Annotated in this window: 15 protein-coding genes and 1 tRNA gene; 14 read left to right on the forward strand and 2 right to left on the reverse strand. The window is 54.0% G+C overall.

The features are described from left to right. Positions 1–35 precede the first annotated feature (35 nt). From LG204_RS01905 to LG204_RS01970, 14 genes are all read left to right on the forward strand, one after another. Positions 36–1,694 carry an O-linked N-acetylglucosamine transferase, SPINDLY family protein gene (locus tag LG204_RS01905; protein ID WP_230335694.1) on the forward strand — a complete coding sequence of 553 codons (1,659 nt, stop codon included), beginning with the start codon at positions 36–38 and terminating at the stop codon, positions 1,692–1,694. A 2-nt stretch (positions 1,695–1,696) separates the two neighbouring features. Continuing rightward, on the forward strand, positions 1,697–2,839 hold the full coding sequence (locus LG204_RS01910) for a DegT/DnrJ/EryC1/StrS family aminotransferase (protein ID WP_230335695.1): 1,143 nt from the start codon (positions 1,697–1,699) through the stop codon (positions 2,837–2,839). Between the two features lie 204 nt (positions 2,840–3,043). Next, positions 3,044–3,268 carry an acyl carrier protein gene (locus LG204_RS01915; RefSeq protein WP_013443488.1) on the forward strand — a complete coding sequence of 75 codons (225 nt, stop codon included), beginning with the start codon at positions 3,044–3,046 and terminating at the stop codon, positions 3,266–3,268. 3 nt (positions 3,269–3,271) lie between these two features. Further along, positions 3,272–4,327: a ketoacyl-ACP synthase III gene (locus tag LG204_RS01920; protein ID WP_230335696.1), complete on the forward strand. Its 1,056-nt coding sequence runs from the start codon at positions 3,272–3,274 to the stop codon at positions 4,325–4,327. Continuing rightward, positions 4,324–5,094, forward strand: a complete 771-nt coding sequence (locus LG204_RS01925; protein ID WP_230335697.1) for an SDR family NAD(P)-dependent oxidoreductase — start codon at positions 4,324–4,326, stop codon at positions 5,092–5,094. Before LG204_RS01920 ends, LG204_RS01925 begins: the two co-directional genes overlap by 4 nt. A 2-nt stretch (positions 5,095–5,096) precedes the next feature. After that, positions 5,097–5,852 (forward strand): SDR family NAD(P)-dependent oxidoreductase, encoded by a 756-nt coding sequence (locus LG204_RS01930; RefSeq protein ID WP_230335698.1) that lies wholly within the window; start codon positions 5,097–5,099, stop codon positions 5,850–5,852. Positions 5,853–5,872: 20 nt separating this feature from the next. After that, positions 5,873–6,604: an acetyltransferase gene (locus LG204_RS01935; RefSeq protein ID WP_230335699.1), complete on the forward strand. Its 732-nt coding sequence runs from the start codon at positions 5,873–5,875 to the stop codon at positions 6,602–6,604. Continuing rightward, a complete protein-coding gene (locus LG204_RS01940; RefSeq protein ID WP_230335700.1) occupies positions 6,601–7,824 on the forward strand; it encodes an FkbM family methyltransferase in 1,224 nt (407 codons plus the stop codon). Before LG204_RS01935 ends, LG204_RS01940 begins: the two co-directional genes overlap by 4 nt. A gap of 28 nt (positions 7,825–7,852) precedes the next feature. Further along, the gene (locus LG204_RS01945) at positions 7,853–8,983 is read left to right on the forward strand and encodes an aromatic ring-hydroxylating oxygenase subunit alpha (RefSeq protein WP_230335701.1); all 1,131 of its coding nucleotides are present in this window, start codon (positions 7,853–7,855) and stop codon (positions 8,981–8,983) included. After that, positions 8,980–9,618, forward strand: a complete 639-nt coding sequence (locus LG204_RS01950; RefSeq protein WP_230335702.1) for a DapH/DapD/GlmU-related protein — start codon at positions 8,980–8,982, stop codon at positions 9,616–9,618. The genes LG204_RS01945 and LG204_RS01950 overlap by 4 nt, the downstream gene beginning before the upstream one ends. A gap of 31 nt (positions 9,619–9,649) precedes the next feature. After that, complete coding sequence (locus LG204_RS01955) at positions 9,650–10,753, forward strand: aromatic ring-hydroxylating oxygenase subunit alpha (RefSeq protein ID WP_230335703.1); 1,104 nt, start codon at positions 9,650–9,652, stop codon at positions 10,751–10,753. 173 nt (positions 10,754–10,926) lie between these two features. Then, positions 10,927–11,133, forward strand: coding sequence for a CsbD family protein (locus LG204_RS01960; RefSeq protein WP_230335704.1), 207 nt, complete (start codon positions 10,927–10,929; stop codon positions 11,131–11,133). A gap of 16 nt (positions 11,134–11,149) precedes the next feature. Further along, the gene (locus LG204_RS01965) at positions 11,150–11,677 is read left to right on the forward strand and encodes a hypothetical protein (protein WP_230335705.1); all 528 of its coding nucleotides are present in this window, start codon (positions 11,150–11,152) and stop codon (positions 11,675–11,677) included. A gap of 100 nt (positions 11,678–11,777) precedes the next feature. Then, positions 11,778–11,851: transfer RNA gene (locus tag LG204_RS01970), tRNA-Gly, on the forward strand. A 114-nt stretch (positions 11,852–11,965) separates the two neighbouring features. On the opposite strand, the gene LG204_RS01975 is transcribed toward LG204_RS01970, so the two are convergent. Together LG204_RS01975 and LG204_RS01980 are read right to left on the reverse strand one after the other, a co-directional pair. Beyond that, positions 11,966–12,178: a hypothetical protein gene (locus LG204_RS01975; protein ID WP_230335706.1), complete on the reverse strand. Its 213-nt coding sequence runs from the start codon at positions 12,176–12,178 to the stop codon at positions 11,966–11,968. 108 nt (positions 12,179–12,286) lie between these two features. Continuing rightward, a complete protein-coding gene (locus LG204_RS01980; protein ID WP_230335707.1) occupies positions 12,287–13,708 on the reverse strand; it encodes a 3'-5' exonuclease family protein in 1,422 nt (473 codons plus the stop codon). Positions 13,709–13,717: the final 9 nt, after the last annotated feature.

The following is a 13,717-nucleotide window of genomic DNA, read 5'->3' on the forward strand; positions in this document are numbered from 1 at the left end:
GTTCCGCATTACAACAGACCAAGGCCAGTTAAATAGTGTCTCAATCGCCCTCTTCAAAGTCTGCAACATTATTCCAGGAAGCGCTCAAAGCGGAAGCGGAGCAGGACTATTTTGAGGCCTTGAGCAAATACACTGCCTCACTCTCCCTCGAAGGCGATCAGGTACCGACCTGGGTCCGCATCGGCAAAATATTCCTCCGCACCATGAAATACCAGCAGGCGCGCGAGACCATGGAGTTTGTGCTGGGTATGAACCCACACAATGTCGATGCGATTTATGGCCTGGCGATCTCGTATTTTTATCTGGGCAAGCTGGATGAAGCCCGTGCTTTTATTGATCAAGCCGTGGAGATGCAGCCGGATAACGCGACCTATGCCATAGACCGCGCCAACATTCATTCCATCAGCCAGCCAGATCCCGCTCGCAAGCTCCAGCTTTATCAGGCATGGGGGCAACGATTTGCTGACCCGCTGGCCCGTCAGAGCCCGCCAATGCTGAACAACCGCAACCCGGATCGCGTGCTGAAGGTTGGGTATGTCTCCGGGGACATGCGCGACCATGCCATCGCTTTTTTTATGGAGCCCGTATTCCGGCATCATGACCCGGCACAGATGGAGGTGCATGTCTTCTCCACCACCATGCATCCAGATGACACGACGGCCCACCTGAAATCCCTGGTGCCGCACTGGCATGATGTCTCCAGACTGGACGACGATGCCTTGTTCAAACTGATACGCGCACAGCAGATTGATGTGCTGGTAGACCTCTCGGGCCATACCTACGGTCATCGTCTATATGTATTCGCTCGCCGCGCCGCGCCTGTACAAGTGACATGGCTGGGCTACATGGGGGGCACGCTGGGCATGCAAGCCATGGATTACCGGCTGACGGATTACAGTGCAGATCCGATTGGGCACGAAGCCTACTATCTGGAAAAACTATATCGCCTGGCGTGTATGGCCAGCTATATCCCGCCAGCCCATGCACCGCTGGTGGAAACTCCACCCATGTTGCAGGGCACTTCGCCTACCATCGGCTGTCTCAACAGCTCGCGTAAAGTCACCGATCACATGCTGCGACTATGGAAGCGCATCATGGAGCGACGTACAGACATCCAGCTCCTGCTGCATGTACAGGAAAACACCATCGACGACGCCATCCACACCATTGAGCCTCGACTGGTCGAGCTGGATATGCCGCTGGATCGCATCATCGTCTCGCCCATGGTACCGCTGGATGAGTTCATGGAACGTGGGAGTCTGGTGGATGTGGCACTGGATACTTCACCGGTGTCAGGTGGCACAACCACTCTGCATACGCTTTGGATGGGATTGCCAGTGGTGACGCTGGATGCAGACGAAGCTGTCTCGTCCGCCACGGCATGTACGTTGGCAGGACTGGGATTTAATGAATGGATCGCCCAAAACGATGACGACTATATCGAGATCATTCTGAGATTGCTGGATAACCCCGAGCAACTCGCCTCCATGCGAAGCATTATCCGCGAGCGCATGCTGGACAGTGTGCTGATGGATTATCAGACGCGCTGCACCGAGCTGGAAACTGCTTACCGCAGGCTGTGGCATAACTACCTACTGGGTGAAAACCTGTTTCATGACTTTCAGGCAGCGACACCCGCGCAGGAAGAAAAGATAGCGGCTCTGCGTGCCGGCGGCGGCCCTGCCAAAGGATAAGCATGTCGAATCCCCAAGGCATCCCATTACTGGTTCCCCAACTGCCCGACCGGCTGGCACTGCAACCCTTTCTGGACAGGATAGACTTTAGTCGCCACTACTCCAATTTCGGTCCCTTGGTACAAGAGCTGGAACAACGTCTGGCGACAGACTATTCAATTCATGCATCGCTGCCACTCGAGGTAGTGACGGTCAGCAGTGCAACCGCCGGGCTTGAGCTGGCACTGAGCAGCCTGGAGTTACCACCAGGTTCGCGTGTCCTGGTTCCGGCGCTCACCTTTGTCGCCACGTTGACCGCCATTTTACGCGCGGGTCATTTGCCCGTGATTTGCGATATTGATCCTGACAGCTGGTTATTGACGCCAGAGATTGCGGACAATTGCCTGCGAGAGAGTGATTGCCAGGCCGTCATTGCCGTTGCCACCTTCGGTCAGGCGCAAGATACGCAAGCATGGAGCACATGGCAGCAGCGCAATCGCGTACGTGTGATTATCGATGCCGCAGCGGCCTATGGCTCACAATGGGTAGAGGCGGTAGATATTCCGGTCGTTTTCAGTATGCATGCCACTAAATCGCTGGCGGCGGGGGAAGGGGGCTTTGTGGTAACGGGCCAGCCCAGCCAACGCCGCATGATCAAGGAGTTGAGCAATTTCGGCATTAATCTCAGTCCTGATACGGATCATCCGGTGGGGCACCTTAGTTACGCCGGCACCAATGCCAAATTATCTGAATATCACGCAGCGGTCGGACTGGCCAGCCTGAATAACTGGCAAGCACAGGCCGACATGCGGCATGCCGTGTTTCTGCAATACCGGGAAACCCTGCAACAAGCGTGCGGTGATGCACTGATCTGGCAACAGGGCCCCGCTCCCGCCAGCCCCACGACGTTTAGCGTACGGCTGGGTAGCAGTGGGCGTCGCAGCAAACTTGAGCAGCTATGCGCCGTCAGCAAGATCGGCACCCGACGCTGGTATCAACCCTTGTTGCATCAGCATGCGGCCAAGGTCGGCCCGATTGTGCATCTGCCTACCCCCATGGCAGAGGCGGTGAGTGCAGACCTTATCGGCCTGCCATTTTTCCCCATGCTGACCAAGGGGCAAATGGCGGAAGTGAGCCAGCATGTGGCAATGGCGGTGGCCGCATGAGCCTGCCTCTCAACATCATCCATAGCCAAGGTTTTTATGAAGCCGAACGCTTTGCATTGACTGGCATGGCCTCCAAAGGCACGTTCCACAAGGCACCCGCTGAAATACCCCTAAATAAATCCGGTATATTGTCGATAATAAATTTAAAGACGACAATAAATCCAGACTCTTCCATCTCTCTCTATAAATCGTATAAAGGTCGCTATGAGCACAATTGAAACATTCATCGAAAAATTCAATGAAGCAGTGGATTTTCAGGAGCCTGTTGAAGTGTCGGCAGATACCAGACTTGAAACCTTGCCTGAATGGGATTCGCTCGCAGCGCTGGGGGTGATCGTGATGTGTGATATGGAATACAAAAAAACTATCACTGGCAATGACCTTTCCAACTGCCAGACCATCACTGACATTTACAAATTGGTCGCCTAAGCCATGGCTCAATCTGTCCTCCGCAATATCCGCTACCGTGGACTCACCACCTGTGTCCCGGAACGTGCTTTCTCCAATGTGCAGGATTGCCCGCCAGAGCAGCGCTCTGAACGTGAGCGCCTGGTACGTAATATTGGGATAGAAACCCGTCGGGTCTGCCTGGAGGGCGTGGTATTTTCCGACCTGGCTCTGGTCGCTGCTGAAAAACTGATTGCGGGCCTGGGTTGGGAAAAGTCATCTATTGACGCCCTGATTGTGGTGACACAATCCCCCGATTACCCTATTCCAGCCACCGCGATCATTCTGCAGGATAAGCTTGGCCTATCGCATGGCACGGTGGCATTTGATATCAACCTGGGATGTTCAGGCTATGCCTATGGCCTCTTCACGCTTGGCTCCATGCTCTCTGCTCACGGCTTGAAGCGCGGCATCATGCTGGTAGGCGACAAGTCATCCAACCCGCTGTCACTCGACAATGGCCTGCTCTCGCTGTTTGGCGATGCTGCAACCGCCACTGCTCTTGAGTTTGATGAAGCTGCCCCGCCAATGTATTTCAATATGGGTAGCGATGGCAGTGGTCATAAAGCCATCATTATTGAAGCTGGTGGTCAACGCGTACCTATACAGCCGCACCACCTGGAGCGCCTGCCGGGTGCCGATGGCATCTCGCGCAAGGGCACAGACGTGATACTGGATGGCCCGTCCATCCTTAATTTCTCGATACGCGAAGTACCCGTGGCAGTAGCGGAATTGGTTGAATTTTCTCCGTTCGGCCTGGAAGACATTGATTATTTTGTTTTCCATCAGGCCAACCGCATGATCAACGAAACCATACGCAAAAAACTGGGCCTGCCAGCAGAAAAAGTACCGATGTCTCTCAAGGATTTTGGCAATACCAGTTCGGCATCGATTCCTGTGACCATCAACACGCGCCTGCAAGAAGCACTGGCCCAGGGCCCTCAGCGTCTTCTGCTATCAGGATTTGGCGTGGGATTATCCTGGGCATCCTGCATCCTGGAAATCGAGAATGCCTATCTTCCCCCTTTGATTGAAATATGAGCAAACTCAACCTTGACGCATTCAGCCTGCATGGCAAGCGGGTATTGGTGACGGGGGCTTCGTCCGGATTAGGACAAGCCGTGGCGATTGGCGCCGCCGCCGCTGGCGCCCAGGTAGTGCTCACCGGGCGCGATAGCGCACGCCTGGAAGAAACACGTGCCGCCATGACAGGTGAAGGCCATATCTGCGTGGCGGCTGACCTTACCAGCGCAGAACAGCGTGCAGCCCTAGTAAGCCAGGCGGGCGTGATTGATGGCCTGGTGCATAGTGCAGGCACAGCCGCCGTGCGACTATTCCGGCAGATTGATGAAGACTTCATCCACCGCGACTTCAGCATCAATCTGGATGCGCCCTTGCTTCTTACCCAGCAATTACTTGCGAAGAAGCAAATTGCCCAAGAAGGCTCCATCGTCTTCATAGGCTCTATTGCCGCCCATATCGGCACCAAAGCGTCCAGTGTCTACTCTGCCAGCAAGGCTGCATTGCGCCCAGCAGGGCGTGCTCTCGCTCTGGAAGTGGGGCCCAAACAACAGATACGCGTGAACTACATGGCGGTGAGCTACATTGAAACGCCTATGCTGAAACGCCTGGCTGAACAAGGCATGGGCGGCAGCATGGCGACCGTGACCGAACCACCTTTGGGGAAAGGCGTGCCGGAAGATGTCGCCAATAGTGCTGTTTTCTTGCTCGCCCCGGCTTCGCGCTGGATTACGCGCGCTACCCTGTATGTGGATGGCGGCCTGACGTGCCAGATTAGTGCCCAATAATCATGACGCAGATCAATAATCCTTTTTCCATGGCGAACAAACGCATTCTGGTTACCGGCGCCTCATCGGGCCTGGGCCGACAGATTGCCATTTCCTGTGCAGCGGCTGGCGCCACCCTGATTATCTGTGGCAGAAACCCGGAGCGCCTTCAGGAAACCCTGAGCCAACTGGCAGGCAGCGGTCACGTCACCATACTCGGCGACTTGACCACCGATGATGCGATCACGGCCACCGTCGAGCAGGCTGGCAACATCGACGGCGTTGTACATTGCACCGGTATTTCCATCCCCATGCCAGCCCGCATGGCCAAACGCGAATTCATCGAGCGCCTCTACAACATCAATGTGTTTACGCCGCAATTGCTCACCAATCAGCTGCTGGCAAAGAACAAGCTCAACAAGGATGGCGCCGTTCTCTTCATGTCCTCCACGGCGGCCGTGCGCGGAGTACACGGAACCAGTATTTATGCCGGTACCAAAGCCGCGCTGATTGCTGCCGCCCGTTGTCTGGCATTGGAAACCGCCAAACGTGGCATCCGGGTTAACTGCCTGGCACCCGATCTGGTTGAAACCCCCATGCTACATGGCTCTGGTGCCAACATGCCCACTGGCGAATGGCTGGATCAGCAACGGGCCATTCATCCTCTGGGCCTGGGGACGCCGGAAGATGTTGCGAATGCGGCCATTTTCTTTCTCTCACCTGCCAGCCGCTGGATCACCGGTACCACACTGATCATGGATGGCGGGATTACCCACTGATGATGAGCTGAGCGTAGCGCATGAAAAATTTAATCATTATTGGCGCCAGTGGTTTCGGTAGAGAGGTATTGATGATGGCCATTGATAACCCTTCCCACCAGCTGGACTGGGTGATCAAAGGGTTTCTGGATAACCGTCCCGGCATTTTGGATGGCTTTGCAACACACGCTGCAGAATTGCCTGATGCCATGGACTATACCGTAGAAAAACGCCTGCGTTACCGGCGTGATTACCCGGTGCTGGGTGATCCCTTAAGTTACATGCCACAACCAGATGATGTGTTTTTGTGCGCCATAGGCAATCCGGCTGATCGTCGAAAATATACTGAGCCCTTGATTGAAAAGGGCGCACAATTTATCCGGCTGGTACATCCGCTGGCGGCTGTGTCTACCTTTGCTGCGATTGGGAAAGGTAGCATCATCGGCCCTTATGCCAGTCTTTCACCGGATAGCCGCATCGGCCAACATGTGACCGTCAGCAGCTACACCGCGATTGCCCACGATACCGATGTTGCCGACTGGGTGGAAATCGGCGCCCATTGCCTGATTGCAGGTAATGTGAGCATTGCCAGCGGCGCCCGCATTCACCCCGGCTCGGTCGTCACTGCCAAATCCCGTATAGGGGAAAATGCTGTCGTCGCAGCTGGCAGTGTTGTCTTCAAACATGTTTCTGCCAATACCACGGTCATCGGAAATCCAGCCCATCGATTTGACTGGAAACCGGAAACCAATAGCGAAAGCAAAGCCTTATGAGCGCATTACCAAAACCCGATAACGCCACCCAGCTGGCCCGCGATAACCTGTTGAAGATTTATGCGCGCTGCCAGGAAAATCGTCATGCCTACTTCCCGGAAATGGCCGGGGAGCTGATCAACAATACCGCTGAAATGCGCGTTATTGTGTTCAGTACGCGCGGCCTGGGCTTCTGCCAGCAGCTGGACCAGATTGAAGCGGCAGTGCGCTTGAAGGGGGGGCGGATTGAAGCGTTGGTGCATGACGTGGATGACAAAGACAACCTGAAAAATCCGCATATCGCCGGATATCCTCAACTGACCGCCGATACTTTTTTTGCCAACCCGGAAGCATACAAAGGCTGCCTCATTGTTGACCGCACCTGCACTTGGTATCCGGGTATCCGCTACAAGGTCAGGCTCAAGCAAGCCGGCTTTACCGTATTGCGCGTTGAGCAATTCCTCAATGCACCGGGGCTGGAAGCAGCGGGCGGCTCTTATCGCCTGCACGCGGATGTCATGCTGGCCCGCTTTGATGAGTTCCTGGCACTGGAACGCCACTGGGTTGATGACCTTTCGCTACAGACCTACTACTACACGCTGGCCGCCTTTATCAGCATGAATCACCAGTATTTTGCTTTCCATTGCGGGGATTATCGCCAGCGTTATTTCTCGCCTGACATTGATCTCAAGCTCAATGGCAAGACAGTCTATGCCGATTGTGGCTCGCATGATGGTCAGGAAGTGCTGATTTTTGCCGAACGGGTAAACCATCAATTCAAGGCCGTGCATGCCTTTGAGCCGGATCACACGAACTTTATCAATCTCTCCAACAATATCGCGTCTTACACGGCACGCCATGGTGCCAAGCCGATTTATTGCCATGAACTCGGCGTGTTTGATCGCAATGCCTATCTGTACGCTGAAGGGTATGACTCTGGCGTGACCATCACCGACCAGTCCTCTTCCTCCGGCTTTGGCCTGCATGTATGCCGCCTGGACGATATGCTGGGCGAGCTTACCCATTTGCGCCTCGAAATCGAGGGAGCTGAGCTGGAAGCCCTGCATGGCGCCAACCAACTGATTTTGAAAAACCGGCCTACACTGACTGTTTCTGCCTATCATAAAGCGACCGATTTTCCCGATCTGCTCAAGTACATAGAAGAAACCGGGCTGGATTATCAATTGTCGCTCCGCCACCAGTCCCTGGAGCCGGGCGTGTTATGTATTTACGGCGTGTGATCTTGCCTCAAAAGGATATAGTGCCAGCATGCGTCCTTTATTAAGCCCGCACCATTACACGTCGCAAGCATGGTTCGACACGGAGTTAAAGACGATTTTCAATCGTCTGTGGCTGCTGGCTGGCGTTACCCCCATGTTACAAAAGCACCTGGACTATCGAACCCTCACCCTGGCTGGCAAGCCTGTCGTGCTGCAAAACCATGGGGGCGTGATACGGGCGTTTTCCAATATCTGCCGCCATCGCATGGCACGTATCCAGTCAGAAGAGTTTGGCAACCGCGGCTTGGTCTGCCCTTACCATCATTGGTGTTATAACCAGGACGGCCAGCTTACACATACGCACAAAGATCCCAAGGTATTCAATTTTGCCGAGGGGGAAACCGAAGACATCCGACTCACGCAATATCCGGTAAAAGTGATTGGTAGCCTGATTTTCGTCAATCTCAGTGATGCACCCTTGCCGATTGAAGAACAGTTTGATGCGCATACCACATCGCTGCTGGAGACCTATACCGGCCAGATGGATTCTGCGTTCATTTACACGCGCTATGAAGGTGACTTCAACTGGAAAACCGGCATGGAAAACATCAAGGATTCCTTGCATGTGCCTTGCCTGCACAAATCCACCTTTCCCAAGCACTTTCGGGTCGATATCGCCAGTGACCCTTCCATCCATGGCAAGGACGCCGTTTACGATTCACAGAATGCTGGCCTGCAGCAAGCCACAACCATGGGCATGATTGCCATGCAGTCCGCTCCCGAGCTGGACTGGCAAACCTTGGTTGCACAACTGGATAGCAAGGGGCGTTACCAGACTTTTCATCTGTTTCCCAATGTCAACCTCATGGTTGTCGATGGCACCTCGTTTGCCATTCAGACCTATAACCCGCTCGCTGCTGACAAAACCGAAATGCACATGATGGTGGCATTAACCCGTCCGGTGGCAGACTTTCCGCACAAGCCTGTCGTGCTATGGGAGCACTTGCTGAGTGACATGACGGTTCTGCAGGAAGACATCGAATGTCTGGAAGCTTTGCAGCGCAATTTGGCGTCCAGCGATAGTGACTTCATACATGGGGCTTATGAAACGGGTATTCTTGATTTTCATGCCGCATATCTTGCCCAGACAGGCTCTTCTGAACCTGACGCTACCCGATGAAGAAACTACTGATTTTTGGTGAAAGTACCTCACTCGCCCGCCTTAACCACGAAATAGAGCGCTCGGCTTTATACGACATTGTGGGTATCGTGGTCGCGAAGGCGACCACGGCGACGCGATATGGCATCCCGCTGTATACCCTGGAAACACTTCCTGCCTTCGATAAGCAGGAGGTCAGTGCCTTTATTGTGGGCGATGAACAACATCTCAACCAGCAACGACTCGCGGCTTATATGGATGTCAAACGGATGGGCTACGCGATTACATCCTTCTGCAGCTCCAGCGCATCAATCGCAAATGGCCTGAAGCTGCGCGAAAATGTATTCATTGATCGGGATGCACGCGTTCTCGCCCCTGCCAATATAGGCGCCAATACCTGGATTATGCAGGGGGCCCAGATTGATGCGGATGCCAAGATTGGCAGTTCATGCTGGATAGGCGCGCAGTGCGTTATTTCAGCAGGCGCCACCATCGGCAAGAACTGCACCTTGGGTCAGGGCGTCGTCATTGGCCCTGGGGTGGTATTACCTGCATGGTCAACCATCCATTATCCAACCACGCTGACCGAATCGCCCCCAAACGCCGTGTTCCTGGATGCCCGCTTTCGGGCCCCGGTCTATTTTTTCCAAAAATAATGACGCCTCTTTCGACTCGCTAATCGCTCCCATGACAAACGCCCCTCACATCTATTGCGATCCTGCCATTTTTGCCCGCGAGCAAGCCGAGCTTTTTGCCCAGCAATGGCTGTATGCGGGCTTGACGCATGAGCTGACAGCGCATAACGATTTCGTGCGGGTAAATCTGGCCGGGCGCGACGTCATTATTCAGAACCTTCATGGTGATCTGCATGCCTTTATCAATGTATGCAGCCACCGACACTCCATCATCCATGACACCCCTTGTGGCAATCGGCCATTAACCTGCCCCTATCATGGCTGGCACTACAATGAAGAAGGCACGCCGGTCGGAATTCCATGTAAAAAAGCGTTTCCTGCCGTCACGGCTAATCCGCAGGCCTTCAATCTGCAAAAACTGGAGGTAGCGAAGGCGGGCGATTTCGTATTTGTGCGAATGAACCCGGGAGAATCCGACCTGCCTGCGTTTTTGGGAGACGCCTATGATTTCCTGACAAAGGTGTCGGCTGGTCTCGATCAATGTATTGATATTCACGAGTCCCATATTCAGGCGAACTGGAAAATTGTGATTGAGAACTCTCTGGAGGGCTATCATGTGCCGCTGGTACATCGCGCCAGCCTGGCAAAAGCCACCGAAATACAGTTCAGTCAAGAGGCGGGGGACTCACTGGAATATATGCCGCCTACTGGTCATAGCTCCGTCAATAACAAGGCGAATAAAAAGTGGCTGGAACGCTGGTCACGCTACCAGAAAGACATAGGCCAATGGCCTTTTATGTTCGAGCACTACGTACATAGATTGGTATTCCCCAATCTGACCGTTACCTCTTTTCTGGGATACAGTTTTCATATTCAGCATTTCCGCCCGAATAGTGTTGACTCCACCACCGTCTATTCAAAGATATTTTCTGCCAAATTTGATGGTCAAACGCCACGCGGCAAAATTATCATGCAGTCCATCATGAAGGAAAACATTCACTTTACCCATCTTATCTTTCAGGAAGACAAGCTGGCATGTGAGCGTACCCAGCAAGGGTCGGCACAGGCCTCACGCCCATCCATCCCCGGCGAGATCATAGAACAGCGGGTTTCCGATTTTCGTAAAACTTATGCACGCTTTCAACCGCTTAAATAAGTGCTTTAATACTTGAGGCCTTGCTGGCCGAGGAAAACCCGCGTAAGGATTCTCCGACAATCAATTCAGTCCGCTCCGACTACCTCCCTATATTCGCTCCCTTTAATCTGAGGCTGTTGCACTCAAGAGTGCCAAGGCGTATTCCTTCCTCATTCCACGCAAAGGAGATCAGCATGAACTGGGACCAAGTAGAAGGTAACTGGAAACAACTCAAGGGCAAGGTACGTCAACAGTGGGGCAAGCTCACCGACGACCAGTTTGAACAGATCAAGGGCAACCGCGAAATGCTCTCAGGCAAATTGCAGGAGCTTTACGGCATTTCCAAGGAAGAAGCCGAAAAACAGATTGAAAGCTTCAACCGCGACTGTACCCGGCATTAAGCCTTAAGGAGCATGCATGCAGATCCTACATCTGATGCGCCATGCCAGCCTGCTCCTGTTGCTGATGGGCTCGGTCACCCACGCGGCCCCCATCAGCAAACCCAATTACGAAGCAGGCAAGGTACGGGTGCAGGAGACCTATCAGCAGGAAAAAACCCTGTGTGACCATGTGAGCGGCAATGACAGCGAGGTCTGCCTTGAGCAGGCACGCGCCAACCGCAATATCGGGCTGGCAGAACTGGAAGCGCTGTTCAAAGGCAGTCAGGCGGCCTGGATAGAAGCCGAGCAGGAAAAAGCCGAGTCCAATTACAACGTCGCCAAGCAAACCTGTCAGGGCATGATAGAAGAAGACACCAAACGCGTATGCATCAGCAAGGCGAGGGGTGAGCGCGACAGTGCCTTCACCGCCATCGCCGCGGAACGCATGCCCGACAATCGCGCTGAAGCGCAGCTGGATGATGCCCTCAAGAAATGTTCAGCATTGAATGGCAACGAACAGAATGCCTGCCGCGAACAGGCAAAAAAGCGTTACGGCAAAAGCTGAGGCGGTATTGCCCAAATGCAGGCGATATGTGAGTCTGCCGAATAAATATGCAGGATTCGTTTGCAACGACACCAGCCCGCCATTTAGAATACGACCCCATGCGGGCGTAGTTCAATGGTAGAACGCTAGCTTCCCAAGCTCGATACGCGGGTTCGATTCCCGTCGCCCGCTCCAGATTTTTTGGCACCAGACCTTTTCAAGTGCCGGTTATCCAGATTCCAATTGAGCCCTGCAGGTTATCCACTTAGATCGTTCTCGCACGATCAAAATACCTTGCTCATTTACCCTCTAGGCGTCAATAGCGCGCTCGATTTCGCCGTAAAAAGAATCGATGCTCTCTCTTTTGGCACGCTCCAGCATCATTTCGTCCGCCAGTTTGGACGCATGGACGCATAGAGCGTTTATATCTAACATTTCTTCGCGTTGATCACGCTCGCGTATCAGCGCGTTAACGGCTGCCATGGCGTAGCCATCCCATATTTTCATATGTTCATTGGTCATTCGTGCCTCAATGCCGGAATGTCGGCCAGTAAGTTGTAAGTATGCGTCTGTCCATAATCGTTCAAGCGGCCTTTTCATGCCTCATTACTGATTACTTAGACTAATTACTTAGATACTTGTCGCCATCATAGGTTTGCCAGTTACCAGACATTTGATATTGGCAGTGGCTTTGGCAAGTTCTCTCAGCAGCAGTTTGTAGGTATCAAGATCAAATATCAGGTCTGCTCTGGCGCTGGCAAGATGGTGCAGACTGGCCTCATCCTCCACGCTGCCCAGCGCGCACCAATGCTCAAACACATGCAGCTGGCTCTGCCCGGTGAGGGGGTTTTGCTCATGTATGCCGATCTTGCCAGGGTAGGGCCAGGTTTTCATGCGGTGCGCGGCGAGCGCTTGTTGCAGACGCAGGTAATGCAGTTCTGAGGCCTCTTTGCCAGCGCATACGCCTTTGCATTTGCGAAGCTGATGGGCAAAGCAGGGGCCTTTGCCAGTTTCAAGGCCCAGCACTTTGGGACAAAGGGCATGATTCTCGGCAATCTGCCGCAAGACTTCCACCGCCTGCCGCTTGCTGCGAAAGGTGCCAAACAGTTGCCCCAGTGTTGCGGGATCAATTTCTTCTTCACGCACCAGCGTGAGCAGGGGCCTGACGTCATGACTGGTTGCCAGCCGCCATGAACATAGCTGACGCTCGCGCCGCAGCTGGCGGTTGTAGATGGGCTGTCGTTCTTTTACCAGACGCGATTCCAGCATCAGGGCGCCAAACTCGCCCGCCGTCTCAATCCACTCAATATGATTGACCTCTTGCGAGATGCGCATCTCCTTGGTGGAAGCATGGTCGCCACTGAAATGCGACAGCACCCGACCACGGATATTGATGCTTTTGCCTATGTACAAAGGCAGCTGGTTATCGCCATAAAACAGATAAACGCCGGGGCCTTCGGGAATATCATCCAGAATGGCGGCATCAATGCCGCTCGGCAGGGTGTGGCCTTTGAGCAATTCACGCGCGGCCTGTGCAATGGCTACAGGACCCAGCTCCACTTCCGCTGAACGGAGAAAATCCACCAGCGCCACAACATCGCCCATTGCACGGTGGCGTGCGCCGCATTGCAGGGCGTGGCGCTGGATGATGCTATCCAGACTGTGGCTGCGATGCTGCGGATAAAGCTTGCGCGACAGCTTGACCGTGCAAAGCACTTTTTGCCGAAGGTCTATGCCCATGCGCTTGAATTCATTTTTAAGGAATCCGTGATCAAAGCGGACATTGTGCGCGCACAGCACGGCGCCCTCGAGATGATCAAGCAGCTCCCCTGCTACTTCCTTGAAACGGGGAGCGTTTGCCATCATGCCATCGTCTATCCCGGTCAAGCGCTGAATAAACGGGGGAATGGCCGTATCGGGATTCACCAGCGTTTGCCAGCGGCTGACTTCCTGGCCGTTTTCAAAGCGGATCAGGGCGATTTCGGTGATACGGTCCACCAGGGGCGTGGCGCCAGTGGTTTCAAGGTCGAGCAATACGTAAGCGGGTAACATCCGGGCGAG

Source organism: Methylovorus menthalis (genome assembly GCF_020523625.1).
Taxonomy (GTDB): Bacteria; Pseudomonadota; Gammaproteobacteria; order Burkholderiales; family Methylophilaceae; genus Methylovorus; species Methylovorus menthalis.